The sequence below is a fragment of the Sporosarcina sp. E16_8 genome (assembly GCF_017347095.1).
In the GTDB taxonomy this organism is placed as follows: Bacteria; Bacillota; Bacilli; order Bacillales_A; family Planococcaceae; genus Sporosarcina.
The window spans coordinates 1-25,438 of sequence record NZ_JADPRZ010000012.1; the positions used below are offsets into that span (position 1 = coordinate 1).

General features: G+C 40.2%; 27 protein-coding genes, 1 other RNA gene and 1 other annotated feature. Of the genes, 21 read left to right on the forward strand and 7 right to left on the reverse strand.

What is annotated here, in order from left to right; all coding sequences use genetic code 11:
- Positions 1 to 300 precede the first annotated feature (300 nt).
- The 3 genes from I2484_RS10045 (at position 301) to I2484_RS10055 (ending at position 1,687) form a co-directional block, all read left to right on the forward strand.
- The gene (locus tag I2484_RS10045) at positions 301 to 609 is read left to right on the forward strand and encodes a hypothetical protein (protein ID WP_207150894.1); all 309 of its coding nucleotides are present in this window, start codon (positions 301 to 303) and stop codon (positions 607 to 609) included.
- 119 nt (positions 610 to 728) lie between these two features.
- Positions 729 to 1,217: a YjdJ family protein gene (locus tag I2484_RS21985; RefSeq protein ID WP_218627974.1), complete on the forward strand. Its 489-nt coding sequence runs from the start codon at positions 729 to 731 to the stop codon at positions 1,215 to 1,217.
- Between the two features lie 146 nt (positions 1,218 to 1,363).
- A complete protein-coding gene (locus tag I2484_RS10055) occupies positions 1,364 to 1,687 on the forward strand; it encodes a hypothetical protein (protein ID WP_207150896.1) in 324 nt (107 codons plus the stop codon).
- Between the two features lie 561 nt (positions 1,688 to 2,248).
- On the opposite strand, the gene serA is transcribed toward I2484_RS10055, so the two are convergent.
- Both serA and I2484_RS10065 read right to left on the reverse strand, forming a co-directional pair.
- Positions 2,249 to 3,835: a phosphoglycerate dehydrogenase gene (gene serA, locus I2484_RS10060; RefSeq protein WP_207150897.1), complete on the reverse strand. Its 1,587-nt coding sequence runs from the start codon at positions 3,833 to 3,835 to the stop codon at positions 2,249 to 2,251.
- Entirely contained in the window at positions 3,836 to 4,996 is a 1,161-nt protein-coding gene (locus I2484_RS10065) for a pyridoxal-phosphate-dependent aminotransferase family protein (RefSeq protein WP_207150898.1), read from the reverse strand.
- Between the two features lie 58 nt (positions 4,997 to 5,054).
- Positions 5,055 to 5,282, reverse strand: a binding site (T-box leader).
- 154 nt (positions 5,283 to 5,436) lie between these two features.
- On the opposite strand from I2484_RS10065, the gene I2484_RS10070 reads away from it, so the two are divergent.
- The 5 genes from I2484_RS10070 to I2484_RS10095 all read left to right on the forward strand — a co-directional run bounded on the left by I2484_RS10070 (position 5,437) and on the right by I2484_RS10095 (position 11,363).
- On the forward strand, positions 5,437 to 6,453 hold the full coding sequence (locus I2484_RS10070; RefSeq protein WP_207150899.1) for an LLM class flavin-dependent oxidoreductase: 1,017 nt from the start codon (positions 5,437 to 5,439) through the stop codon (positions 6,451 to 6,453).
- A 124-nt stretch (positions 6,454 to 6,577) separates the two neighbouring features.
- Positions 6,578 to 8,614 (forward strand): prolyl oligopeptidase family serine peptidase, encoded by a 2,037-nt coding sequence (locus tag I2484_RS10075; protein WP_207150957.1) that lies wholly within the window; start codon positions 6,578 to 6,580, stop codon positions 8,612 to 8,614.
- 318 nt (positions 8,615 to 8,932) lie between these two features.
- Positions 8,933 to 9,109: a hypothetical protein gene (locus tag I2484_RS10080; RefSeq protein WP_207150900.1), complete on the forward strand. Its 177-nt coding sequence runs from the start codon at positions 8,933 to 8,935 to the stop codon at positions 9,107 to 9,109.
- A 680-nt stretch (positions 9,110 to 9,789) separates the two neighbouring features.
- On the forward strand, positions 9,790 to 10,302 hold the full coding sequence (locus I2484_RS10090; RefSeq protein WP_207150901.1) for a transposase: 513 nt from the start codon (positions 9,790 to 9,792) through the stop codon (positions 10,300 to 10,302).
- Positions 10,299 to 11,363, forward strand: coding sequence for an IS3 family transposase (locus I2484_RS10095; protein ID WP_255551284.1), 1,065 nt, complete (start codon positions 10,299 to 10,301; stop codon positions 11,361 to 11,363). The genes I2484_RS10090 and I2484_RS10095 overlap by 4 nt, the downstream gene beginning before the upstream one ends.
- A 312-nt stretch (positions 11,364 to 11,675) precedes the next feature.
- Here the strand turns inward: I2484_RS10095 and I2484_RS10100 are convergent, their stop codons facing one another.
- A complete protein-coding gene (locus I2484_RS10100) occupies positions 11,676 to 12,224 on the reverse strand; it encodes a hypothetical protein (RefSeq protein ID WP_207150902.1) in 549 nt (182 codons plus the stop codon).
- A gap of 65 nt (positions 12,225 to 12,289) precedes the next feature.
- The gene (locus tag I2484_RS10105) at positions 12,290 to 13,276 is read right to left on the reverse strand and encodes a M23 family metallopeptidase (RefSeq protein WP_481886397.1); all 987 of its coding nucleotides are present in this window, start codon (positions 13,274 to 13,276) and stop codon (positions 12,290 to 12,292) included.
- 213 nt (positions 13,277 to 13,489) lie between these two features.
- On the opposite strand from I2484_RS10105, the gene I2484_RS10110 reads away from it, so the two are divergent.
- The 5 genes from I2484_RS10110 (at position 13,490) to I2484_RS10130 (ending at position 17,756) form a co-directional block, all read left to right on the forward strand.
- Positions 13,490 to 13,999, forward strand: coding sequence for a DUF3231 family protein (locus I2484_RS10110; protein ID WP_207150903.1), 510 nt, complete (start codon positions 13,490 to 13,492; stop codon positions 13,997 to 13,999).
- Between the two features lie 108 nt (positions 14,000 to 14,107).
- Positions 14,108 to 14,902 (forward strand): GNAT family N-acetyltransferase, encoded by a 795-nt coding sequence (locus I2484_RS10115; protein ID WP_207150904.1) that lies wholly within the window; start codon positions 14,108 to 14,110, stop codon positions 14,900 to 14,902.
- 112 nt (positions 14,903 to 15,014) lie between these two features.
- Positions 15,015 to 15,332 carry a thioredoxin family protein gene (locus I2484_RS10120; RefSeq protein ID WP_207150905.1) on the forward strand — a complete coding sequence of 106 codons (318 nt, stop codon included), beginning with the start codon at positions 15,015 to 15,017 and terminating at the stop codon, positions 15,330 to 15,332.
- Between the two features lie 21 nt (positions 15,333 to 15,353).
- Positions 15,354 to 17,012 (forward strand): FAD-binding dehydrogenase, encoded by a 1,659-nt coding sequence (locus tag I2484_RS10125; RefSeq protein ID WP_207150906.1) that lies wholly within the window; start codon positions 15,354 to 15,356, stop codon positions 17,010 to 17,012.
- Between the two features lie 30 nt (positions 17,013 to 17,042).
- On the forward strand, positions 17,043 to 17,756 hold the full coding sequence (locus tag I2484_RS10130) for a gamma-glutamyl-gamma-aminobutyrate hydrolase family protein (RefSeq protein ID WP_207150907.1): 714 nt from the start codon (positions 17,043 to 17,045) through the stop codon (positions 17,754 to 17,756).
- A 70-nt stretch (positions 17,757 to 17,826) separates the two neighbouring features.
- Here I2484_RS10130 and I2484_RS10135 read toward each other — a convergent pair whose 3' ends face one another.
- The 3 genes from I2484_RS10135 to ssrS form a co-directional block, all read right to left on the reverse strand.
- Positions 17,827 to 18,552, reverse strand: a complete 726-nt coding sequence (locus I2484_RS10135; RefSeq protein WP_207150960.1) for a glycerophosphodiester phosphodiesterase — start codon at positions 18,550 to 18,552, stop codon at positions 17,827 to 17,829.
- Positions 18,553 to 18,971: 419 nt separating this feature from the next.
- A complete protein-coding gene (locus I2484_RS10140; RefSeq protein WP_207150961.1) occupies positions 18,972 to 19,529 on the reverse strand; it encodes an SLOG family protein in 558 nt (185 codons plus the stop codon).
- Positions 19,530 to 19,708: 179 nt separating this feature from the next.
- A non-coding RNA gene (gene ssrS, locus I2484_RS10145) (6S RNA) lies at positions 19,709 to 19,900 on the reverse strand.
- A gap of 425 nt (positions 19,901 to 20,325) precedes the next feature.
- Here ssrS and I2484_RS10150 point away from each other — a divergent pair.
- From I2484_RS10150 to I2484_RS10185, 8 genes are all read left to right on the forward strand, one after another.
- Positions 20,326 to 20,805, forward strand: a complete 480-nt coding sequence (locus I2484_RS10150) for a metal-dependent hydrolase (protein WP_207150908.1) — start codon at positions 20,326 to 20,328, stop codon at positions 20,803 to 20,805.
- 81 nt (positions 20,806 to 20,886) lie between these two features.
- The gene (locus tag I2484_RS10155) at positions 20,887 to 21,759 is read left to right on the forward strand and encodes a YitT family protein (RefSeq protein WP_207150909.1); all 873 of its coding nucleotides are present in this window, start codon (positions 20,887 to 20,889) and stop codon (positions 21,757 to 21,759) included.
- Positions 21,760 to 21,888: 129 nt separating this feature from the next.
- A complete protein-coding gene (locus tag I2484_RS10160) occupies positions 21,889 to 22,338 on the forward strand; it encodes a GNAT family N-acetyltransferase (protein ID WP_207150910.1) in 450 nt (149 codons plus the stop codon).
- Positions 22,339 to 22,416: 78 nt separating this feature from the next.
- Positions 22,417 to 22,788, forward strand: a complete 372-nt coding sequence (locus I2484_RS10165) for a GNAT family N-acetyltransferase (RefSeq protein ID WP_346014177.1) — start codon at positions 22,417 to 22,419, stop codon at positions 22,786 to 22,788.
- A 404-nt stretch (positions 22,789 to 23,192) separates the two neighbouring features.
- Positions 23,193 to 23,339 carry a DUF2087 domain-containing protein gene (locus I2484_RS10170; protein ID WP_207150911.1) on the forward strand — a complete coding sequence of 49 codons (147 nt, stop codon included), beginning with the start codon at positions 23,193 to 23,195 and terminating at the stop codon, positions 23,337 to 23,339.
- A gap of 118 nt (positions 23,340 to 23,457) precedes the next feature.
- Entirely contained in the window at positions 23,458 to 24,036 is a 579-nt protein-coding gene (locus I2484_RS10175) for a nucleotidyltransferase family protein (RefSeq protein WP_207150912.1), read from the forward strand.
- A 13-nt stretch (positions 24,037 to 24,049) separates the two neighbouring features.
- The gene (locus tag I2484_RS10180) at positions 24,050 to 24,493 is read left to right on the forward strand and encodes an ASCH domain-containing protein (protein WP_207150913.1); all 444 of its coding nucleotides are present in this window, start codon (positions 24,050 to 24,052) and stop codon (positions 24,491 to 24,493) included.
- 50 nt (positions 24,494 to 24,543) lie between these two features.
- Positions 24,544 to 25,359 (forward strand): DUF2785 domain-containing protein, encoded by an 816-nt coding sequence (locus I2484_RS10185; protein WP_207150914.1) that lies wholly within the window; start codon positions 24,544 to 24,546, stop codon positions 25,357 to 25,359.
- Positions 25,360 to 25,438: the final 79 nt, after the last annotated feature.

The window sequence follows — 25,438 nt, forward strand, 5'->3', positions numbered from 1 at the left end:
TTGATTTGACATGGAGCCTCTACGGGCAAGATGCACGAGCCAAGAAGCCAGGCACCACAAGGACCTGGCTCTGCCAATGCAGGCTATCATGCCCGCCTCTCGACCTAAAATCTTGCACAAGTCGGTATGTATTTTTCTTTGCAATTCTCTGCATCATCACATTGCAATACTATGTACTGTTATTTTGCATTACACACGCAGGTTAGTTCAATAATTATATGCATAAAAAGTTGAGGAAATAGACTATATAAAAGAGATAATTAGTAAAAGTGAATTGAATGATAAAGGGGGTTCAAATAGTTGAGAGTAGGTTACAGTGTTTTAAAAGAAATCAACGATAAAACTTTTACACCATGTGCATCTGATTATGGGTTAACTCAAAAAGAGTTTGAGAATTTTGTCCTTTTCCTCGAACACAAAGGATTTGTAGAAAGAGTACTGAGAGTGGATGATAGTTTTTCTTTACATCCCGCTCGTTTAACTGAAAAGGGTATAAAATTATTAGAAGATAACAATCAATATATCGAAACATACCCAAAAAGAAGTGATCTGAAAGTATGGATACAAGTAGATAAAGAACTGTATTCAAATGGTGCTGAGGCAGAATAAAATAATACCTGTTGTTCAACTAACGGGTGCTTTAGTAAAATAAGGATAGTATATATACATCAAAAAACGTTCATATTTCTGAGCTATTTAATTTTCAACTTATACTTGAGGTGAAGAAAGTGTCTTTTTGGGTTGTCATCCAATTGGTTTTAGCATCAATACTGTTACTGTTTTCTACTGGGGCCACGTGGTATGAAGGTAGCGCACTACTAGAGCATTCTTGGGAATGGAAGCATACCGCGATTTTTTCTGGAATAGTCAATGGACAAGTGGAGAACACAAGCAATATTTTACCCATTGATTATTTTTTATATACTGCTAAATTTGCACCTTTATTTCCTTTGCTAATGTTGTTAAGTGGTACATATCTCATAATCCTTATGGGGTATATTTTACTCAAAAGTAACTATACGGGATTCACATATTATCTAACTTCTATTGGTGTTTTATTCTTGGTGTTAAGTGGTTTCGTGTCTTATTCTCCAACTAGCGGTTTGAAAATTATTTTCGCTAGTCTTTTGTTTATTGGTATTTTATTTCTGGTTATTGCGTTGGTTAGACTATATAGGGTGAAATTAAGAATCCCATTGAATCCGCTGCGGCGTTAGGTGATGCCTCCCGCCCTAAGCCAAGCAGCTTCGCTACCAGTCTGATGGCTTCGGCTACCCATGTAAGGCGCCTTCGCTCAGCTTATATAGGTATTTATTTGTCCAATATTCAGGGAATGAAAAACGCGTTTAAGGGGATTATTAAAATGAATTATAAATTACATTTTGAAATACCGGTAGTGGAAGAGAATGGAGAAAATGATTACTGGGTACCTTTGATGAAATGTTTTTTGGATCAATCGGACAATATTGAGATCCACTGCTGGAGTGTTGAAAGGGCTTTGATAGAAGAAATGGAATCAAGGGTCAAAGAATCCTATGAAATTTCCTTTGAAAATGGAATGACTATTTTCAAAGGAAATAAAACAGTGGAGATGCTTGATTATTTATTTACTAATTTAAACCGAAATAGTGACATCAAATGGTTTTCAATCTTTCTAAAAAAAAAAAACTTCAATTTTCAGTTCTGAACATAACGGAACGGAATACTTTGCGGACATGGTAAATGAAAAAGATATCAAATTTATTAAATCCATAATGCCAAAAAGAACGTCTTTTAATAAATATAAATAATCTATTGTGGAACTAATTAGTTAACCCTTTTATTTTTAATTTCATAGGCACGGAATCTGGTACTGTTGTAGAAAAGTTAGCGGCGTAGTCATTTTGAGCGTTTGAAAGTTTATTTGTTCACGCACTATTTCTAAAAAGAATAATGGATAGAGTCATCAGATGTTGTCTGATGACTCTATCCATTTGTTTAGTGACTATATATTCGGCACTATACTTCACCCGTATAACGAACAAATCTAGTGAAGGAGCGACACTAATGAAAGGCAGCCCAAAATCGCCGCGTCCTGCGGCAAAGGCTGCACACCCGCATCCTGCAGGCGCCGAAGCAATAAGACCGACAGCGATCTTCTGCGGGCTTATTGCGTAAGGCCATCACCAAGCGACATAGCGGTGTTGGACGAACATTCCAATTGTTAAGTACCGGCTATATAAAATATTTAAATAAACCAAAATTATGCTTACAAATCAATCGCAATAACATCAAAGATATCTTCAAGCTCTTTCAAGCGTTCAACGTTAGCCTTCTCAACATGATTATCGACAGACAGCATCATGATTGCATTGCCGCCGACAGTGGACCGGCCAACTTGCATCGTTGCGATGTTAATGTTTTCGATTGCTAGTAATGTTCCGACTCGTCCAATAGCACCCGGTTGGTCTTTATGTTTAATGAATAGTAAATGGCCATCAGGTGTTACATCAACAAGGTTATCATCGACTTTGACGATGCGTGCACCTAAACCGTTCAGTAAAGTTCCAGCAACACGTCTTACTCCATTCATTGTCGATACTTCCACAGTAATTAAGTTAGAAAAACCTTTCGATGTAGATGTCTTATGTTCATTGACCTTGATGCCGATACGGTCCGCCAAAAACTTCGCGTTAACATCATTGACATGTGTGCCAAGATTACGTTTCAATAGACCTTTCAGCGTGTTACGTGTCAAAGGACGGACATCAGATTCAGCAAGTTGACCTGAGTAATAAATGTTTACTTCCTCGATAACACCCTCTGCTAAATTGGATAGGAATACACCTAACTTTTCTACTAAGTCAAAGAACGGCTCAACTTTAGCCAGCGCTTCTTTCGAAACAGAAGGAAGATTAACTGGGTTTTGTACAGCACCGCCATTTAAGAAAGTGACAACATCACGGCTAACGTCAATTGCAACACTTTCTTGTGCTTCAATCGTACTTGCACCTAAATGTGGAGTTGCGATGACTTCAGGAAGTGTCAGCAGTTTATGGCCAACAAATGGTTCTGTTTCAAAAACATCGAGTGCAGCTCCAGCGACTTTTTTCGATACAATTGCATCATATAATGCATCTTCGTCGATAATACCGCCGCGTGCGCAGTTAATGATTTGAACGCCGTCTTTCATCAAATTAAAGGCTTCTTTATTGATCATATGCCGCGTTTCTTTCAAAAGTGGAGTATGAACAGTAATAAAGTCTGCTGCTCTCAGTACTTCTTCAACAGTTCCGGCAGTAATACCCATCTTCTTCGCTTTCTCTTCTGTTAAGAAAGGATCATAGGCAATGACATTCATTCGCTGGCCTTTTGCTCTTGCCGCAACTTCCGCGCCAATGCGGCCAAGACCTACTACGCCAAGTGTCTTATTTTTTAATTCGACGCCAATAAATGATTTGCGGTCCCATTGCTGGTTTTTCAATGAATTGAAGGCTTGCGGAATTTTGCGTGCAAGGGACATCAGCATTGCAATTGTATGTTCAGCAGCAGAGTTCGTGTTGCCATCCGGAGCATTGACAACGATAATCCCGTGTTCAGTCGCTGCGTCTAAATCGATATTATCGACGCCGACACCAGCACGCCCGATGATTTTTAACCTCGTTGCTTTTTCAATGATTTCGCGTGTCACTTGTGTCTGGCTACGAACAAGCAAAGCATCGTAGTTATGAATTTTATCTGCTAATTCAGCAGGTGTGCAAGTTGTGTCGACGACGATGTTCAAGCCCTCAGCTTGTCTTAATGGGAAAATACCATCTTCACTTAACGGATCGCTTATTAGTATATTAAAAGTCATTTAGACCAACACTCCTTCGTTTAAGTAGACTTGTTGTGCAGCTGCAGTGCCTTTTCCTAATTCAATTTCTTTGCCAATTTTGAGTAAGCCGATTTCCATCGCACTAATCGTTTGAAGGACATCTACCGGAGAACAGTATCCCATATGGCCAATTCGGAATATTTTGCCGCTTAAATGCTGTTGACCGCCTGCTACTATTAAGCCGAACTCTTGTTTAATCACTTTTCTAAACGCTTCTGCGTCGAAGTCTTCGGGTTTAACCGCCGTGACGGTAGGAGAGGCATCTTTATCACTTGTTAATAAAGGAATCCCTAATGCCCGGAAAGCGGCGCGCGTCATGTTCATCATTAACATATGGCGTGCATTTACTTGTTCGACGCCTTCTTTATCGATAAGTTGAAGAACCTGTTCTAAGCCGAATAACAATGATAGTGCAGGTGTGAAAGGGGTCGTATCTTTTAACAAATTGTCGCGATATCTAATTAAATCCATATAGTAGCGGGGTTGTGGATTGTTTTCGATGATACTCCAAGCACGTTCACTTGCTGCGATGAAAGCTAGCCCAGCTGGTAGCATGAATGCTTTTTGAGAACCTGTCACCAGGACATCGATTCCCCAATCATCCATTTTCGTTTGAACACCGCCAACACAGGAAACGCCATCGACGACGATTAAAGCATCTGACACTTCACGAACTGCTTGTGCCAACTCTTTTATAGGATTCAATACACCCGTTGAAGTCTCACAGTATGTAGAAAAAACAGCTTTGATTTCTGGATGGTCTTGTACATAACGTTTAATTTCTAGAGGATTGAGTGCTTGTCCCCATTCGACATGAAGGCTTCGAGCCGTGATATTATAAGCTTCACAAATTTTTGAGAAACGTTCACCGAATGCACCTGTTACAATGATTAATACTTCATCACCAGGCTTCACAATATTGACAACAGCAGCTTCCAAACCAGCTGTTCCGCTGCCTGTTAAAATAACAACATCTTGTGTCGTACCAAAAATTCGTTGAAGACCCGGTGCGATACTTTTAAGCATATTCGAAGTCTCTTGTCCTCGGTGGCCAATCATTGGTTGACTCATCGCTCGTTGTACACTTGGCGGGATGGGGCTCGGTCCCGGAATTCGTAGTAGCATTTGATCTTGTAACATTTTCATTCTCCTCTCGATTTTGGGAATAGAAAAAAGCCTTTCGCCCTTACAAATAAATGTAAGGGGCGAAAAGCTGAAATACTCACGCGGTACCACCCTTTTTACTGTCTGAAGAAATAGACAGTCTTGGTTAGCATGCTTAACGCGCATGTGACGGATAAACCTACTAAACGTTTCAGTTTATCTATTCCGGAGTGCTACTTTACTGCGAAATCACTGATTTGCACCATCCATCAGCTCTCTTGAGATTTCAGTAGATAAAGTGTGTCTCCATCAAAATAGTTAGATTAGTTATGGAATTAGAACTAATCATAACAAATGAAAATCGAATGTCAAGCACCATGTTATTTGAAACCATGTTTATCTGAGTCCAATTGCTAGAGGATTCTAGCAATGAACGGTATTCTTTCTTATAAGAACAAAATTAGGAGTGAGTAGATTTGGTTGCTGATAAAATAAAAAAGTTCAATTCGATACCACTTTCCGTTTTGGACCTCTCTCCAATAAATGAAGGCAGCAATGCAACACAGTCCTTCAAAAATAGTGCGGAATTGGCACAGCATGTTGAGGGATTGGGGTTCAACCGTTACTGGCTGGCTGAGCATCACAACATGCCGGGCATTGGAAGTTCTGCAACGTCAGTACTTATCGGTCATATTGCTGGTGCGACAAAACGGATCCGCGTAGGTTCGGGCGGTATTATGTTGCCTAACCATGCTCCACTTGTTATTGCTGAGCAGTTCGGTACACTGGAATCAATCTATCCGGGACGAATCGATTTGGGCCTTGGACGTGCGCCAGGTTCTGATCAAGCAACGGCTTATGCACTTCGTCGCACATTACAAAGCACTGGTGACGATTTCCCGGAACAATTAGCTGAACTTCAAGCTTATTTTGAAACCGACAGATTCGCCCGTGTTCGTGCTTTTCCAGGTGAAGGACTCGATATACCCATCTGGCTTCTCGGTTCGAGCGGCTTTAGTGCACAACTTGCAGCAGCAAAAGGCCTGCCATTTTCATTCGCAAGTCATTTTGCACCTGGCTATACTATGCAGGCATTGCAGTTGTACCATCAAAACTTTAAGCCATCCAAGTTTTTGAAGGAACCGTATGCAATGCTTGGTATCAATGTCATCGCAGCGGAAACGGACGAAAAAGCACAATGGTTAGCAACTTCACAACAACTTCAATTCCTTGGTATCACTACGGGGATGCCGTCACAACTTAAACCACCCGTAGACAATATCGATGAGTTTTGGTCACCACAGCAACGAGCTTCTATTAAGCAAACGCTCGATCCTCGTACAACGATTGTTGGCAGTCCTGAAACGGTTAAACGCAAGCTTGAAAGTTTTATTCAAGAAACAAGAGCGAACGAATTAATTATCAATACGCAAGTATACAGTCATGAAGATCGATTGCGTTCTTATGAAATAATTGCAGATATGATGGACTGAATAAGTAAAAGCCGCAACCTTTAAGTAGGTTGGCGGCTTTTTGTTTAGAATAGTTAGTTAATGATGGTGGTCATATGGTAAAATATAGATGATGACATTTATAGGGGGTAATGAGGTGGGTAATATGACAAAGGCAGATACGATTGTCGAAAACTACCATGGCACTGACGTTGCAGATCCTTTTCGCTGGCTAGAAAAACCGGCAACTTTAGAGGTAAGGACTTGGATTGATGAGCAAAATGAAGCGACGCAAAACTACCTAGCAACGTATCCAGAACGGGAAAAAGTGAAAGAGAAATTAACGAAATCCTGGAATTATCCAAAATACTCCGTTCCACAAAAAGAAGGGGACTATTATTATATTCATAAAAATAATGGCCTACAAAACCAAGCCGTTTTTTATCGGACAAATGATTTATCGTCAGATGAGCTTGAGGTCATTATTGACCCGAATACGTTGAATGAAGAAGGGACGGCCGCGATAACGAATCTTGCGTTTACGAAAGATGGGAATCGATTGGCTTATGGTGTTTCATTGAACGGAAGTGATTGGCAGGAAATTCGAATCCGCAATTTACAGACGGGCAAAGACGAGCCTGACGTTATCAAATGGTGTAAGTTCAGCAGTATTGCATGGAATGAAGAAGGAAGTGGTTTTTACTATAATCGTTTCCCAGAACCGGGGACAGTAGATCCAGAAGATGAGAGTAACTATAACCGCGTTTATTGGCATGCGGTTGGTACAGACCAAACTGAGGACATTTTGGCGTATGATGACGCTGAGGATAAAGAGTTATCATTTAATCCAATACTCTCTGATGAATATCGTTATTTGATTTTATCAGTATGGAAAGGGACGGAAAATAAGAGTCGTATCTATTATCGTGATGAACAAGCCGATGCAGGATTTGTTCATTTACTGGCAGACGATGATGGGGAATATTTGTTTATTGGAAATGAAGGGAAGCTCTTTTACTTCACAACAAATTATGATGCTACTAAGGAAAAAATTATTGCTGTTCATTTGGATAAACCAGGGAAAGAGCATTGGGTTGATATCATTTCTGAACAGGAAGACGTCCTTACATTCGCAAAAATCATTAACGAGCAGTTTGTCGTTTGCTATTTGCATAATGCCCATTACAAACTACGTGTTTATGATTTGGAAGGACAACTGCAAAAAGAAGTGTCTCTTCCTAATTATATTTCACTATCTGGCGTAACCGGTAAGAAAACAGCGTCAACGATGTTCATAGGCTACACTTCTTACTTGGTGCCGACAACCATTGCACGCTATGATTTTGAAAAGGATGAATTGAATACTGTCTTTGATACGTCGGAGCTGTTTGAAACAGCTGGTTTTGAGACTACTCAAGTATTTTATCCATCAAAAGATGGTACGCGTATTCCGATGTTCTTGACGCATCGAAAAGGGTTGGAATTGACGGGCGATAATCCTGTTTTATTGTATGGCTATGGCGGTTTTAATGTTAGCTTGACTCCGGCTTTTTCTCCATCGCAACGTATATGGATTGAGGCGGGCGGCGTGTATGCGGTTGCGAATTTACGTGGTGGTGGGGAGTTCGGTGCGAAGTGGTACAAAGCCGGGACGTTGGGGCAAAAGCAGAATGTTTTTGACGACTTCATAGCTGCGGCGGAGTGGTTGATTGAACAAGACTATACGAATAGCAAAAAACTTGCCATTATGGGTGGGAGTAATGGTGGATTGCTTGTCGCGACCTGCATCACCCAGCGACCTGATCTATTTGGGGCGGCCCTTTGTCTCGTTCCTGTCACTGATATGTTGCGTTATCATAAATTTACTGTGGGACGCTATTGGGTGACCGATTACGGTAATGCTGAAACAAACAAAGAACATTTTGAGTTCATGTACAAGTATTCTCCGCTTCATAATGTCAAAGAAGGTATCGAGTATCCACCGACACTTGTGACGACAGCTGATACGGATGACCGTGTAGTTCCGTGGCACGCGACGAAATTTGCAGCGACATTACAGGCAGCACAACAAGGGAATAACCCGATTCTTCTACGAGTGGAAAAGAATGCCGGTCATGGAATGGGTAAACCAACTGTTAAGATCATTGAAGAACAGACGGATATGTATTCGTTCTTGTTTAAAACGTTGGAGATTGGGATTTAATTTAGAAACTCATTGAAACGGGTTCTTTTTAATGGGGAAATCATAGGCCTATCCGGTAAAGCGGATAGGTTTTAATTTTGTTGGTGTATAGCCATTCTTATGGACTTATCATTAAAAAACGTAACAGTTATAGTTAGAATCTCCCAGTATAAAATGTGCCAAAAGCGTATAAAGGGATTTGAAAGGACGATATATATCTTGAAAAGTAAGCTATACTCCTATGATCAGTGAGGGGATTTTGCCTTTACATTGAAATAATAAGCTCTATGTTAGGCTAGAAAGAAAGGAAATAGAACTGATAGTGAAAGGGGTTTATTCATGAGACATTGGTGGAAGTATATAACTTTAGCTCTTTGGGTGTTTCTTTTTAGTTATCTTAGAAGTGTTTTTGAAGTACCTAAAAATATATATTTTATTATTGGATTACCTTTACTTTTAGCTGGTATGTTTTTAATTCTATATTTGTTTGAAAAAACTAATAAGGGTGAAAAATGATTTGCTTTTTTAGCTAACAGATGAATTAATGAAGCTATGGTAATGCCCCTATCTTCAAGTAACTCACCCTTACTCGAAGAAAGGAAGATTGAATCGTACGGAGAAATAAACTGGATAGGAGATGTGGAAAGTAGAAAATGGAATGGATAGAAGTTAAGGATATTGAAAGTGTATTAAAAAGTTTGGATGGTTTCATGATAGTTGGATAAAGGAGTTGTATATGTAGACTGAAAGATGTGTGGATGAGGACCTGTCAATGGCTGTACCATCTGCACTTGATACGATTGTACAAATCCTATTCCGATGGCAGTTTTGTAACCCTTCTGCAATTGAATTATTATTTGAAGGTGTAGCCTAGTTCTGTATTCTTCCAAGTAAGGAAAACTATGACTCAATTATTTGAGATGCTACATTAATTTTTCATAACGGTTTATTCTATTGGATTAATCAAAATGAATGAAAGCGCGAAAACAATACACCTAATACAAGTAGCTGGATCTCGGCTACTTGTATTAGGTGGCGTGATGCTAGTTCATGGACGGGAAAACAAAATCGATTCGGTGTAATTAACGAAGGTTAGTGTAAATCTTGTTCAACTAACGGCACTCCCCCTCTGTTAGGCTAGTTGTCGTAAGGAACTCTCCTGTTATACTTTAAATAATAGATGGAGGTCGTGCGACATGAAGAACGAAATTACAATTAGATATACACAGGAAATGAAGGACGCTGTCCTTGTTAGAATGATGCCCCCAAATAACGAATCTGTTAAAAGTATTAGTGAGGAGCTTGGAATTTCAGCACAATCCCTTTATAAATGGAGAAACAAAGCACGTATTGGTGGAAATGCAACTCCGGGAAACGGACAGACTTCTGATCGCTGGAGTAGTGAAGATAAGTTTTTAGTTGTGCTGGAAACATACGCAATGAACCAAGCAGAACTAGCAGAATACTGCCGAAAAAAAGGTTTATATAAAGAACAGATCGATGCATGGCGTTCCGTTTGGCTGAGCGCAAATACTGGTGAAATAAATCAAACCAAACGACTTTCTCAGGAGCTGAAAGAAGAGAAAAAGCGTACATCCGAGATTGAAAAAGATCTGCGCAAAAAAGAAAAGGCGTTGGCAGAAGCAGCAGCGCTACTACTATTAAGAAAAAAGGCCGGAGCGATCTGGGGGGATCTAGAGGACGAATGATTCCCCCCTCAGATCGCAAGCTCGCGGTTGAACTAATCCAGGAAGCTAATCGCGACGGTGCCCGATTAGCACACGCATGTACAGAGCTGAATATTAGTGTACGTACATATGAACGCTGGGTATCTGATGGTGGCGTAAAGGAAGATCAACGTCCCCATGCACTACGTCCTGAACCGAAAAATAAGCTTACAAAAGAAGAAAGGCAAGATCTATTGAATATCGTCAAAAAAGAAGAGTTTGTGGACTTACCCCCTTCACAAATCGTACCGAAGCTGGCAGACCAATCCATCTACATTGCTTCTGAATCAACGATGTACCGTATCTTACGTGAAGAGCAGATGCAGCAGCATCGCGGACGAAGTAAAAGACCCGAAATGAAATTACCCGAAAGTTATTTAGCTACAGCCCCAAATCAAGTCTGGACCTGGGATATTACGTGGTTGAAAGGGCCTGTTAAAGGTCTTTATTATAAGCTTTATTTAATCATGGATTTATTTAGCAGAAAGATTGTTGGATGGGAAGTTTGGGAAACGGAAGACGCTGCTCACGCTGAAGTATTAATAAAGAAAACCATTGTGAAAGAAAAAATACATGGGGCTCCGTTGGTCCTGCACTCTGATAATGGCAGTCCGATGAAGGCAGCGACATTTCAAACGTTACTTGAAACATTAGGCATCCAAAGCTCTTATTCTAGACCACGGGTGAGTAACGACAATCCGTATTCAGAAGCAATCTTCCGGACACTGAAATATCGGCCAGAGTTCCCATTCAACGGATTCGAAACAGCCGAGAAAGCTCGGGAGTGGACCGCAAGGTTCGTTCATTGGCATACGTATGATCATCAGCATAGTGGAATAAACTTCGTTACGCCAGAACAACGTCACACAGGTGAGCATATTGACGTGCTTAAAAAACGTCATGAAGTATATACGCTCGCAAAACAAAAACATCCAGAACGATGGGCAGGATCAACACGAAACTGGCGTCCCCATGAATCAGTCGCATTGAATCCGATGAAAGAGAAAATTCGAATTGAAAAGAGCGGTAAAGAAATTAATTGATAGTCGACTAAATAGCTAATCTAGGCCGAGAGCAATATGCGACAACTATCTTGACAACCACCGCACTTTAATTGTGTTATTAAACGTATTCAATAGAAAAAGCATCGGTATTATAATAACGGGTTCGATTGACGGAGATAATAATTGCCAATATTAAAGTGAATTTCATACTAATTAGCGTATTACAACACCAAATTGGTAATATAAATGGCAAGTAAAAACGCTCCAAGGTGAGCGTTTTTTTGATGTAGCATTATCTATCCTTATTGCAGTAAGTGGAGTGTTAGTGAAGTAATAAGTTACTCGTTTCAATTACTTGATATGGAATTTCAATCTTCTTACATCGAAGGTTTTTTCATCTTCAGTTCCAAATCCGTAACCATCGAAAATAATTGAATTTACTGGAACGAGTGGAGTTAATGCTATTCTCCAATTATTATCTTCTAATACAAGAACCACCAAAAAGTAGTTAACTCCATTTATGTGATACTCATTTTCGTGATAAACTTTATAATCAACAGCAACATAAAATGCTTTTTTATTACTATATTGTTCCAATTTTCGACTTGGTATATAATTTTCAGCGTAATTATACGGTAGCTCTTTCCACTTTAATAAGCGAGCTTTTCTACTATTGAGTAAACCTACCTTTTTTTCCTCGTTTTCTTTATCATCCATAAAACTTTTCATTTCATTTGCTACTTCCTTAATATACCACTCGTCTACATTTGTCCATCGACTTTCATTTAGATCATTAAAATAGCCCCTAATTACTTCTATTTCAGACATTCTCTCTGTTTGTGAAGTGATGATGGATAAAGATAAAAGCAAGATGACATTAAATCTTAAATAGTTCAACATCAAACATTCGCCTTTCTCGTTTACCTTTTAAGATACCCACTTTTACATTGTCTTTGTTACTTCTTTCATTTCTGCTTATCTTGTCGTTCCCAAACTCTAAGCGACGGATACGGATCGAAAGCCCATTCTGTCCGGCCGTTATATTTGTACATCCCGTAGTGGAGATGGGGAGGGAATCGACCGGATGTCCCTTCCTTTCCATAACCTGAGCTGCCCACCGAACCAATGATGGTCTTTGGTTCAACGATGTCTCCTTCTTTCAAATCTTTATTAAAATAAGCTAAGTGGGCAAAATAGTGGTACGTATTATGGGTGTCGCGAATACCGACCCGCCAACCACCAAAGTCATTCCACCCCATTATTTCGATAACTCCGTAGGATGTGGCTCGAACGGGGGTACCATATCCGGCGAACAAATCGGTTCCCTCGTGAATCCTTCTGCCACCCCATCCTCTGCTTGCACCCCATGTGCCACGGTAACTGTAATTGTAATTGGTTGGAACGGGGAAGGCATGTTCATCCAAATCCAATGTTTCGAAGTGTTTATATAGTTTTGCAATCGCCAAAATTTGTTTAACTGTGTCTTCGCGTTCGTAATAGTCCAATAAAGCCAAATTAAAATCCTCTTCAGCTTCCCCATATCCGCTTAGATAAGTTGCCATAGTATATAGGACGTCTTCTGCATCATTTATATTGGCTAACCCGTCATCATTGCCATCAAGCCCAATTCCATCTGAATAGGCAATTGATTCAATAGAAGTATCTTTTTTGTCGGGGTTAAGTGGACCTGTCCAATAATCGTCTGAAAACTGAATGGCGACGGGTCCTTCTTTCTTAGGAATATCAGTTCGAACTTGTTGGATGTTGCGTTCAAATTGATCAACTGCCGCTAAGTAATACCAAGGGACAGTAACGTTTTCAAACTGTAGATATAGACGCATTCGTTCATCTAGAATCATTTCTTGTGTAGGCTCTTCTTTTGCTGAAACAACGGTTAAGAATAGCAAAGACAATGCAAGTATATACATTGGTAAGACAAACCAGTGACGCACGAAAAAACCTCCTTTTAATACATATATATAGAATTCCCCAATTGGATTTATTCATAAGTGCGTTTTTTAGGAAAACAATTCAAAATTGAATTTAGTTGATTTTCACCTGTAATCTAAATGTGACTCATAGGTGAAAATATGTATATAAATGTTTTTCAAACACATAATACAGTTGAAAACCATTACACAAGTGAAGAGCAAAGGAGAGGTAAATTGGGTATTTTAAATGGTAATCCAAAAGATGAACCGTTGCATTATGGTGAAGTACTAGGATCGTGGGCATATGTTGGGGCAAATAATGGGCTAATCAGTGGTTATGAAGGATTTGTTAATCATGCAGGTGATGAGGAGCTTATCGAACTGTTAAAAGAAGCAATAAATACGATGAAATCAGAAAACAAACAACTTGAAAACATTTTAAAAGAGAATGGAATTGCACTCCCACCGTCATTGCCGGAGCGTCCGAAAGCGAAAGCAGAAGATATACCGGTTGGTGCAAGGTTTATGGATCCTGAAATCAGCGGTGCCATTTCGATAAACGTCGGACAAGCACTTGTGTCTTGCAGTCAAGTGATGGGGCAATGCCTGCGGGAGGACATTGCAATGATGTTCGGGAAATTCCATACTGATAAAATGCTGTTCGGTTTTAAATTATTAAGAATGAACAAAGAGAAAGGGTGGATTATTCCGCCCCCGCTTCATAAGGGTTCTCCCAGCCATTAACGAAACGAAAAGGACCTTGTCATTAAGTTGACAAGGTCCTTTTCTTATTGCATCGTGAAAGTCTTATATGGTAAGCTAAGCGATAAAACTTGAAGAGGGATGATTCAGATGATCAGACAGCTTGTGGAAGAAGACAGGAAAGTTACGTTGCATTTCGTTTCACAGAAGCCAGCAGAAAATCTATTTATCATAGGAGATATTGAAGCGTATGGGTTTGACAATCCTATTCAAAAGTTATGGGGCGACTTCGTCGAGGAGAGTGAATTTCGGGGGATCCTACTAAAATATGATGGCAATTTCATCGTATATGCACCGGGGGAATTTGATGCGAAAGGGTTTGCTGAAATTATTAATCATGATGAAAAGTATGAGTTTATTTCTGGGATTGAGGCGATTGTTGTTAAATTGGAACCGTATTTGACTAGTAAACCGTCAAATCCACGTGTGCTCTATTATGCGAAATGTGAACAAGCTAAGGATTTGCAAGAAGTTCCCGCAGAAATGGAAGTGAAGAAAGCAATACCTGATGACGCGGAACGAATCATCGATCAAATGTATGGAATACCTGAATTTGCTTCGAGTACGTTCAGTGTTGAACGTAAGCGTGAGTCACTTAGTATTGAATCTGCGCGTACGTACTTCATTGAAGAAGATGGGCGAATAATAAGTTCCGCGTCAAGCACAGCAGAAAACAGCCAATCTGCCATGATTGTTGGTGTTGGTACTTTGTCGGGATACGAGAAAAAAGGGTTAGCTTCGTTTTGCATGTCTATTCTTTGCGCGGAATTGCTCAATGAGGGCAAGATGCTCTGTCTTTTCTATGATAATCCTACTGCTGGCTCCATCTATAAACGAATAGGCTTTGTCGATATTGGGAAATGGTGCATGTGGAGTTTTAAATAAGAGAATGACGTGGGTGATATACGACTATAGTTCACTGAAAATAGTAAATAGTTTATCGGTTAATGATATAATTAAATCGTGTTAGCTAACTAAAAAATAGGAGTGATATTAAATGGAAAAACTACAATCTATGGAACAATTCGATAAACTGAAAAATGAGGAGAGAACAATGTTCATGTTTTCCGCAGATTGGTGCCCCGACTGTAGAGTAATTGAGCCGTTGTTACCTGGAATCCAAGCAGATTACCCGGAATATAGTTTCATTCTTGTTGACCGTGATGAGTTTATAGATCTATGTGGAGACCTTGATATTTTTGGGATTCCGAGTTTCATCGCATTCCATAGCGGTGTTGAAGCGGGTCGTTTTGTGAGCAAGGACCGCAAATCGCAAACGGAAATCGAAGAATTTATTAACAGTCTTTCGTCTTAATATAAAAGGGGAGGCTCCGCGATGAAATATGATGTCATTGTTGTTGGTGCTGGTTTGGCAGGATTAGTTGCGACGGTAGAGCTTACAAGTGGCGGTAAGAAAGTGCTATTGCTCGATCAGGAACCAGAAGCCTCCCTTGGCGGACAAGCGTGGTGGTCATTTGGTGGTTTGTTTCTAGTTGATTCACCGGAGCAACGGAGGTTAGGTATTAAGGATTCGCGCGAACTTGCTTGGCAGGACTGGTTGGGAACGGCTGGTTTTGACCGTGATGAGGATGAAGATTATTGGGGAAAGAAGTGGGCTGAAGCGTATGTCAACTTTGCTGCAACTGAGAAAAGAGAGTGGTTACATTCGCAAGGCATTCGTTTTTTTCCGGTTGTCGGGTGGGCGGAGCGCGGTGGGCATCTAGCTGAAGGACCTGGTAATTCGGTCCCGCGCTTTCATATTGTATGGGGAACAGGGCCTGGAATCGTTAAGCCTTTTGAGGATAAAATGCGGATTGCGATGGATGAAGGGTTAGTTAAGTATCTGCCACGCCACCGTGTCGACGAATTGATTACGGAAAATGGGGCAGTGGTCGGAGTACGTGGTGCTGTACTTGTACCTAGTTCAGTCGCTCGTGGTGAAGCGAGTTCCCGAGAAGTGATCAGTGATTTTGAATTTTATTCAGAAACGGTGTTGGTGACAAGTGGCGGTATGGGGGCAAATCTTGAATTGATCCGAAAAAACTGGCCACCCCGTCTTGGGAAAGCACCGAAAGATATGATTTCGGGGGTTCCTGAACATGTGGATGGGCGGATGCTGGCTCTTACGGAGCAAGCTGGCGGCCGAGTTGTCAACAGGGATCGGATGTGGCATTATACGGAAGGCATAAAAAATTGGAATCCGGTATGGGCAAATCATGGAATTCGAATTCTTCCTGGCCCATCTTCCCTATGGCTAGATGCCAAGGGACAACGATTATCAGCTCCTAATTTTCCGGGATTCGATACATTAGGAACGCTTGAAGCACTCCGAGCAACTGGCTATGATTATTCATGGTTCATCTTGACCCAATCGATCATTGAGAAAGAATTTGCGTTATCCGGGTCTGAGCAAAATCCGGATTTGACTGGGAAGAGTATCGGGAAAGTGCTACAGCGGATCCTGCCTGGGCCAACTGCGCCGGTAAAAGCATTCATGAATAAAGGCGAAGATTTTGTTGTAGCCGATACACTCTCAGATCTTGTAGCGGGGATGAATAAATTGACCGGAGAAAGCTTGTTGAAGGTAGACGACGTCGAACGGCAAGTTATTGCTAGGGATCGGGAAATAGATAATAAGTTTACGAAGGATCTACAAATTACAGCATTGCGCGGTGCACGTCACTATATTGGAGATAAGCTGATAAGGGTAGCGGCTCCTCATAAACTGCTTAATCCCAAAAAAGGACCGTTGATTGCGGTACGTTTACATATCGTCAGTCGAAAGACACTCGGTGGACTACAAACCGATTTAGATGGCCGAGTTCTCGACCAGACTGGGACTCCAATACCGGGTTTATATGCCGCGGGTGAAGTAGCAGGATTTGGCGGCGGCGGTGTTCATGGCTATCGTTCATTGGAAGGTACGTTCCTTGGGGGCTGTATTTTTTCTGGAAGACAAGCGGGTAGGGCATGTGCAAACTATACCGGTATGTAAGAATATACTAGTTATAAGGGGGATAAGTGGATGAAACCCATTATTGGAATAACGACAGATTTTGAGGAAGACGGGAAGAATATATTAAAAAACACATATGTACAGGCAGTTATTCGGGCGGGTGGATTGCCTATTATTGTTCCAGTGGGGTTGGAGGAAGACGTTGATCAACTGGTCGAAATGCTTGATGGTCTTCTATTGTCTGGGGGAAATGACATCAATCCGATGTTGTTTAATGAGGAGCCACATGCGCATCTTGGAGACGTTTCACCAAGCAGAGATTCAAGCGAGCTGGAACTTGCGCGTCGAATGCTCACAACGGGGAAACCGATTCTTGGCATTTGCAGAGGACTTCAAGTACTGAACGTCGCAGTTGGTGGAACATTGTATCAAGATCTTGAAAAACAAAACGATGGCCCAATTCTTCAACATATTCAAAAAGCACCCAACACGCATCTTTCACACTATGTTCAAGTGGACAAAGGAAGTTTACTTGAATCGATTGCGGGGAGTGAACGTATTCAGGTGAATTCGTATCATCATCAATCGCTGAAAGATGTACCATCAGTTTTCAAAGTTACTGGTGTAGCGAGTGATGGAATTGTGGAGGCAATTGAAAGTACGGACGAACAATTCGTATTTGGCGTTCAATGGCATCCTGAAGCATTATCGGCAAAAGGGGATGCTGTTTCCTTACGAATATTTGAAAGATTTATTAGTGCGTGTGCTAACAAGGGGAACTAAATAATATTCCAATGATTGTAATTAACGTTTAAACGAAAGAATAATTGAATAGAAAAAGCTTGGCAACTTGTCAGCTTTTTCTATCCAAATAAATCATCATTTTCTCTGGGTAATCAGTAAATAGTGCGGTTACACCGACTTCCCTTAGTGTTTTCGCGTACTTTTCTTCATTAACTGTGAAGACACGAACAGTGACTCCGTCTTCTATAACTTTTCTCATAGATGGACGGACAGCGGATGGTAATGAAATATGGAGTGCATCAGCAGGGATAGTACGCAAATAATCGAGCGGGTCGACTAATACTTCCATGAACAAAGCGGCAGTTTCGATGTGCGGTGCAATTTTTTTTACAGCTCGAACAGCCTCATGATCAAATGATGAAATAACGACACGCGAATCGAGTTTCATCCTCTGAACCATTGCAACAACTTTCTTCGCCATCCCCTCGTAAGGGAAAATATCCGATTTTAGTTCGATATTCAGATGGAGAGAAGTCTCCGAGAAAACTACGAGTACTTCATGTAAAGTCGGTATAGGTTCACCCCGGAATTCATCAGCAAACCAACTACCGAAATCAAATGACCTTAACTCCGCAAGTGTCATATCTTTTACAAAGCCTTTACCATTTGATGTCCTAGCGATTGTTTCGTCATGAATGACGACCAGTTCACCATCTTTTGTCAAATGAACATCAAATTCCACGCCGTAAATAGGAAGTTTGGCGGCTTCATAGAAGGCGGAAAGTGTGTTTTCTGGATGTGTTCCGGACGAACCGCGATGAGCATAAATATCCATCATTAGGACCACCATTCTTTTCTTGTTAGTGTAATATGTATTGAACAACAACGCAATTTTAACCAGACTAGACAATGAAATTAGAAAAGGGATGCCCTCGATTGAGGACATCCCTTTATTTTGTCAGGTAACACTATATTTTTGAATTTAATTTTTCATCCCGATAATTCGGGGAATAATTTCCATAGAAAGGATAAGCTTTCAGAGCCGCGGTCATTGTTCCACTGGGTGCTTTCTAACTTAAGCAACGTAAACCCTGCCTACTTTTACGTCCTTGCGACCCTTTAGTCGCGCCAGTGTGAATAAGTATTCTCAAAAACAGTACGTAGAATGCCAGATATTCAAATCTTAAGCATTACCTTATTGTTAACGGAACTATCATACCATGCAGTACTGAAAGTGTCAAGGAATCGGAAACCTTATTGCCATTCATTCATTTGCTCTTCTTCCGCAATCACTTGCAAGTCGTCCGCGCTGATTGTTAGAACTTGATAATCGGAACGTTCCGCATACTTTTCGGCTGCTTTTTTCACGAACTTTGGTGAGCCATCATTTTCTTCGTCATAGACAATGAGTATTCCATCAGAATTGCGCATGAAAAACTTATCTTTTTCAATAAATTGCCACGGAGCTTCATAGGGTCTTTTCGTAAGGCTCGTATGATAGTCAGCTTTAGCGATAAGGGTATGATACTTTTCTTTTTTCATATCATTCCAGTTTTTCTCCTGGTCTATGAAAGGAGTAATAACCGCGTATTTCAAATCTGTATATTCTTTTTTTAGATCAATAACGACCTCGGCTGCCCATGCTTCGATCCCTAGCTGACCGCTTATGATTACCCACTCCAACCCATCATCCAGTAAGGCTACGAGCCGTTTTTCTAATGCTTTTTTTATAAAACGGACGCCTGGATGCTTGTCATCGAATATGCCGAGTTCATGGGGTTTATAACCCGTGACCACCAATCGTTTGAGAATGATGTCCGCCCCCTTCGAATTTTTAATAACAAAAGCGCAAGCGCCTGTCGCTCTAGGCGATGGAGTCTAGACGTGAAATCTCTATGTTACAGCTTATCCACAGTACGTGATTTAATAGTTTCTTAAGCTATAAAAAAAACTAGCCTCCAATGGAAACCAGTTTCGTTTGAATTATTAAAATAACAGCCGCCTTTGCCGTATGGTCTTAGAAAGTTTTAAACCACCACTCCTCAAAGTGGGTGTTCGCAGAAACATTCCTGTATGTCCCAGTTATTAAAAGAACTGGGTATGCCATTCCTGTATCTAGGTAAAACTCCCGATTACAGCTTAAGGGTTAAAACTTAATATTTATACGCACAACGCAGCTTGTAAATATAGTGTACATCATCCAATGCAAAATTTCAAATGAAATTGATGGTAAACCATTGCAAAATAGTTGAATGGTTTCCGTCCCTAGTCTCGCGACAATGTTTCTGAACAAACTAAGAACACTCGTGAATTCAGTAATGGGCGTTCTTGGTTTTAAGTATGGAGTAAATATGTTGAAACTATGTTAAAAAGAACGTTCGTTTGGTATGATAGAGGTAGGATTGGGGAGTGAAAATCGATATCGATGTTGATATCAGTGAAATCATTGTTGGCTACAACAAAAGATGGGAAAAATGAAATATGGGTAAACAAGCGAACCGGCGCCTTGTTCAAATTCCACAATAGAAACTCATAGAATCCTGTTGCTTTAGTGACGAGGTGTTCAAACTAGTTACGTAAAGATTTTTGATGAAAGAGGAGAATAAGTATGACAGGGAAAACACACATCGTAGGCGGCATTGCAGCAAGTCTTGCTTATGCACAAATTACAAATTATGATCCAATTATCATGCTTGGGGCAGGGATAGTTGGCGCGTTACTTCCTGACATTTGTCACAGTGGCAGTAAAATCGGAAGGAAATTTAAATTGATCTCGAAACTCATAAATATGCTATTCGGCCATCGTACATTTACACACAGTTTGTTGTTCTTAGTCATCATCGCCACGTTACTAAATTCATTTTTGCCAAATGAAGCTGTGAAGGCAGGGGTTTTAGCGGGAATGGTGAGTCATTACGTATTAGACATGGCGACGAAAAATGGTATTAAACTGCTTTTCCCACTCAGTATGACAGTCCGATTTCCATTGACGACAAGAACCGGAAGTAAGGTAGAAAGCGCCGTTTTTAGTGTTCTAGCGCTTTTATCATTCTATTTTGGCTATGAAGCATTTGGTTATTATTTATAATTAAAGTCAGTTTTGAAAAAAACGATATTATAGCTCGTTATTTGTTAGAATGGAAGAGGTGATAGAGAGGGAGCATGAAAAATGGCACTACAAAAATTTAGAAAATCGGTCTTATTTGAATATATACAGATTATCTTTGGGGCTGCACTCGTTGGTCTAGCCTTCAATATTTTCCTGTTACCGTCGAGGCTAGCAGCAGGCGGCGTTTCGGGGATTAGTACAATACTATATGAACTCTTCCAATTCAATCCCGCTTACGTTCAGTGGCTCATTAATATTCCGCTACTAATACTAGGGGTCTTGCTTGTCGGCAAGGAATTCAGTATGAAAACGTTAGTTGGGACGTTTTTTGTTCCGTTTGTCATTTGGCTCTCGGCGGACATGAAGCTTTACACAGACAATCCATTATTAAGCGCTATTTACGGCGGGATTATGCTGGGTGTTGGTCTCGGTATTGTCTACAGGGCAAACGGTTCTACGGGCGGTACTGCTTTAATCGCTCAATTGGTCAAGAAATATACTGGCCTTTCGAGTGGGTTTTCACAGTTGCTTGTAGATGGATTAGTTGTGGTAACATCGGCATTTGTTTTCAACTTTGAACTTGCACTTTACGCAATGATAGCAATTTACGTTACGAGTAAGGTGATTGACTTTGTTCAGTTGCAAACATCGCCGACCAAATTGGTACTCATTATTACTGATAAAGAAGAGAAAGTGCAAGCCATTATCAAAAATGATATCAATCGCGGATTAACGAAGATTAAAACAATAGGCGGGTATTCCAATCAAGAAAAAACAATGATTCTTTGCGTCGTTGAACAATCGGAAGCCGTCTACTTCAAAAAACTTCTTCAAACACAAGAACCAACCTCATTTGTTATCTTCTTGAATGCGTCGGAAATACTCGGCCGTGGCTTTTCTAAAGCGCAATATGATGAAGACGATGTGAAATGAAATCGAAAAAAATGACCTGTTGCGAAAAATTCGCATACAGGTCATTTTTGCTTTTGATAAAGGTTTTTTTACTTCATTTGTCGAAATAGACTGTATGTTGCAAACAATTTATTGATAGGAGGAATAGAAATGACGTACAAAGTGGAGCAAGTTGAGGATTTAAAGGCAATTGATATCTCTCATTTAGTGAAGGAAAGCGAAACGGAGGGGTACCGATTTTTAACACGACTAGTCAATGATTATGAGGATGGAACAAATACGTTCAACAAACCGGGTGAAGCGCTATTGTCCGTTCAAAATGAAGACGGGGAGGTAGTAGCTATTGGTGGAGTAAACCAATCGCCTTTTTCCGAAGATACACAAGTTGCACGTTTGCAGCGGTTTTACGTTTTAGATGATGCCAGGCGGAAAGGTGTAGGCTCACTTTTACTGAAAGAAATTGTTGACCATTCACGCGATGCATTCAAAGAAGTAACAGTGCGGACCGAATCTTCAAAAGCAGATGCTTTTTATAGGGCCAACGGATTCGAATTGGATGACTCTGCTTCTGAGACGACACATTTGATGAAGTTGCAATAGGCATTAGTAGAATCGTTTCTGTGCCTTGCATGGGAACGATTCTTATTTAAATGGTCGAATTTCGGGGGGGGGATTGGAATGTTAATTCGCAAAGCAGAGATTGAGGATGCGGCAGGAATAGCGAAAGTCCATGTAGATAGTTGGAGAACGACATACAAAGGAATTGTGCCGGATACTTTTTTAGATAATCTTTCCTACGAGCAGCGCGAGCTGACTTGGGAAAAGGGGATAAATGAGAATAATGTATACATAGCAGAAAATGAGAATGGTCAAGTCATCGGATTTTCTACAGGTGGAAAAGAGCGCACTGGGAAATACGAAGCATTTATAGGGGAATTATATGCGATTTATATCTTGAAGGAATACCAAGGAAAAGGAATTGGGCGATTACTCGTCCAGTCTGTCGTGGATGACTTAAAAGAGAAGAAAATGAACTCGATGCTCATATAGGCGATAGATGAGAATCCAGCATGCCGTTTTTATGAAATGCTAGGTGGCAAGAAAATTGATACTGAAGAAATCGAAATTGCGGGAAATAAATTGAGTGAAATCGCATATGGATGGGGTGATATAGCTGGTGATTTATAGTTGTATAACCGTGTGTGGGAGCCGAGCATATTGCGGAAGAGATTAATGGACTTCTCATGCGTTAAGGTTAGCTCAGCTAGTTATATTGAAAGGAAGATAATGATGGGAGAACGTTTTTTTATTACAGATATAGAACGAGAAAAGGTATTGAAAAACTACTTTATACACGGTTTACAAGGAATATTTAACGTATTTCCAAGTAAAGAAAAAGGATGTACAATATTGCCCAAGAAATAATAAAGCAATCTTAAGTGGATAAAGTGTATATGGTAAAAGAGATAAATGATCAATTGGTTACGATTTACCTTGATTTTGCGACAGTTAGACGATTTCTGATAGATTACCGTTTCATGATTCGAAGTGTTGATGGTAAGCAGTACTGGATTGATAGTAAAACACATGCAAATACATAGAAATGTGGAACAGAAAAATGTGAATTTATTCGTTGGAAGGTCCTGGATAAACATAAAGATTGGATTTCAGATCTTTATAAGAGTGTGTGAGCAGTGTGAATTGATTAAGGAGTAGTTCATGATAATTACAACTGAAAGAGAAATTATTGCTTTAATTCAAGAAGACAAGTGGATGATGAAACTATTGAAATGCGCCAAGTCATTGAATTTGCCTGATTGGTGGATATGTGCGGGATTTGTTCGATCTAAAATCTGGGATGTGCAGCACGGTATCGATGAAAGAACGACGATTCCAGATATTGACGTAATCTATTATGATCGAAAAAGTATTGAGAAGAGTGTGGAGAAAGAATACGAGAAAGCATTGATAAGGCTACTGCCTACTGTCCCGTGGTCAGTTAAGAATCAGGCAAGAATGCATAGTATTTATAATATATCACCCTATAGTTCATCTGTTGATGCGATATCAAAGTTTCCTGAAACAGCAACAGCTTTAGGAGTGAAATTAGATGTCCAAAACAATGTCATATTAACAGCCCCTCATGGTATAGAAGACGTTGTAAATTTGAGAGTAAAACCGACCCCTTCTTTTTGTGGGCAGAAAGAGCAGATGAAGATTTATGAAGAAAGAATTAGGGAAAAGAATTGGCAAGTTGTATGGGACAAGGTTGAGATTAGTAGATTGGATAGCAAATAGGAGGTCGTTTAAGGTGATTCAAGCAGCACAAACTTATTGGGATGAATTTTGGAAGGGCAAAGATAAACCTACTTCTGTTAGCGCATGGATGTTTGGTGGTTTGCCTGATGAGCTAGCACAGCTTGTAATTGATGGAAAAAAGACAGCTACATGTTCAGGGCATGTTATATATGGGGTCGAAGATGAGCCATTTCCGAAGACAGAAGATTATAGCATTATTTTAAATAAAGGTGAACAGCCGGTTGCCATTATTAAGACTGTTGAAGTATCGTTCGTACAGCTGAATAAAGTGACGGAGGAATTTGCGATTTCCGAAGGGGAAGGCTCCTATGAAGATTGGAAATCGATTCATGAGAGGTTTTTCACAAGTGAATTACAGAATCATGGACTTGAGTTTTCTGAGGATATGCTTCTTGTTTGCGAACGATTTACGCTGATTGATGTGAAGGACCAGTGAGGTAGGGAGAAGGCTTGTATTTAAAACTAATTATAGAGGTGGGAATAGAGATGTTAGCAACAACTTTAGAAAGTTATCTCGATAATAGAATGCCAAAGCTATCGAAGGAAGTTAGGCAAGAGATGTTAAGGCAAATTGGAAATTCGGATAGTTATTTACGAGACGAGTTAATCTATCAAAGCTTTGGAAAAATGATTTTTTCCAATCAATTAAATCCAGAAGAGATACAGGCTCTACTGGAAGCGGTCATACAGGAAGATTATCTATTTTTCGGAATTGGTGAATCTGGAACTGATTCAGTTTTTACGCGTTCCTTTTCTTCACTTGTCATTGCTGCGGTTATTGAATATGACATCGCGAAGAAAGTAGTGAATCCTGAACTTGTTCAGTATACAGCGAATCAGGTTATACGTTATATGATGGAAGAAAAAGACACACGAGGTTTTATCCACGGGAATGGGTGGGCGCATGCTGTTGCACATGGCGCAGATGCTTTGGACTCCTTGGCGAAACATCCCTTACTGAAAAAAGAGGATATCAGCCGAATTCTTCAAGCAGTTCAACATTCCTTGTTCAGACAAGTGGATTATTTGGATGAGGAGGAAGAACGGTTAGCTACAATACTAGCTTCATTAATAAAGCATCAAGATGCTGAACAGGTTATACAAGTATGGATTGAGGGAATGACCGGGATGGTCGAAACTAAAATGGATGACAATAATGGATCGATTGACGCCTATCATATTAAGAGAACAGTAAAGAACTTTTTGAAATCAGTTTATATGATTTTGAGTTCGAAGGAAATCGGCAAGAAAGTGAACAGCGATGTTTTTAAGGTTCTAGAAAAGTGGATGTATCTTTGTTAGTCCTGCAGTTCAAGTAATCAGTCGTCCAGTTCTCGGTTTAGTGCCACCACAATTATCTTTTCGAGACAATCTGCATACT

Excerpts from the sequence above, each read along its gene's own strand:
- I2484_RS10055 (WP_207150896.1), top strand. The coding sequence starts at position 1,364 with ATGAATTATAAATTACATTTTGAAATACCGGTAGTGGAAGAGAATGGA.
- serA (WP_207150897.1), bottom strand. The coding sequence starts at position 3,835 with ATGACTTTTAATATACTAATAAGCGATCCGTTAAGTGAAGATGGTATT.
- I2484_RS10065 (WP_207150898.1), bottom strand. The coding sequence starts at position 4,996 with ATGTTACAAGATCAAATGCTACTACGAATTCCGGGACCGAGCCCCATC.
- I2484_RS10075 (WP_207150957.1), top strand. The coding sequence starts at position 6,578 with ATGACAAAGGCAGATACGATTGTCGAAAACTACCATGGCACTGACGTT.
- I2484_RS10080 (WP_207150900.1), top strand. The coding sequence starts at position 8,933 with ATGAGACATTGGTGGAAGTATATAACTTTAGCTCTTTGGGTGTTTCTT.
- I2484_RS10090 (WP_207150901.1), top strand. The coding sequence starts at position 9,790 with ATGAAGAACGAAATTACAATTAGATATACACAGGAAATGAAGGACGCT.
- I2484_RS10095 (WP_255551284.1), top strand. The coding sequence starts at position 10,299 with ATGATTCCCCCCTCAGATCGCAAGCTCGCGGTTGAACTAATCCAGGAA.
- I2484_RS10100 (WP_207150902.1), bottom strand. The coding sequence starts at position 12,224 with ATGTTGAACTATTTAAGATTTAATGTCATCTTGCTTTTATCTTTATCC.
- I2484_RS10115 (WP_207150904.1), top strand. The coding sequence starts at position 14,108 with ATGATCAGACAGCTTGTGGAAGAAGACAGGAAAGTTACGTTGCATTTC.
- I2484_RS10120 (WP_207150905.1), top strand. The coding sequence starts at position 15,015 with ATGGAAAAACTACAATCTATGGAACAATTCGATAAACTGAAAAATGAG.
- I2484_RS10125 (WP_207150906.1), top strand. The coding sequence starts at position 15,354 with ATGAAATATGATGTCATTGTTGTTGGTGCTGGTTTGGCAGGATTAGTT.
- I2484_RS10130 (WP_207150907.1), top strand. The coding sequence starts at position 17,043 with ATGAAACCCATTATTGGAATAACGACAGATTTTGAGGAAGACGGGAAG.
- I2484_RS10135 (WP_207150960.1), bottom strand. The coding sequence starts at position 18,552 with ATGGATATTTATGCTCATCGCGGTTCGTCCGGAACACATCCAGAAAAC.
- I2484_RS10150 (WP_207150908.1), top strand. The coding sequence starts at position 20,326 with ATGACAGGGAAAACACACATCGTAGGCGGCATTGCAGCAAGTCTTGCT.
- I2484_RS10155 (WP_207150909.1), top strand. The coding sequence starts at position 20,887 with ATGGCACTACAAAAATTTAGAAAATCGGTCTTATTTGAATATATACAG.
- I2484_RS10160 (WP_207150910.1), top strand. The coding sequence starts at position 21,889 with ATGACGTACAAAGTGGAGCAAGTTGAGGATTTAAAGGCAATTGATATC.
- I2484_RS10165 (WP_346014177.1), top strand. The coding sequence starts at position 22,417 with ATGTTAATTCGCAAAGCAGAGATTGAGGATGCGGCAGGAATAGCGAAA.
- I2484_RS10170 (WP_207150911.1), top strand. The coding sequence starts at position 23,193 with ATGGTAAAAGAGATAAATGATCAATTGGTTACGATTTACCTTGATTTT.
- I2484_RS10175 (WP_207150912.1), top strand. The coding sequence starts at position 23,458 with ATGATAATTACAACTGAAAGAGAAATTATTGCTTTAATTCAAGAAGAC.
- I2484_RS10185 (WP_207150914.1), top strand. The coding sequence starts at position 24,544 with ATGTTAGCAACAACTTTAGAAAGTTATCTCGATAATAGAATGCCAAAG.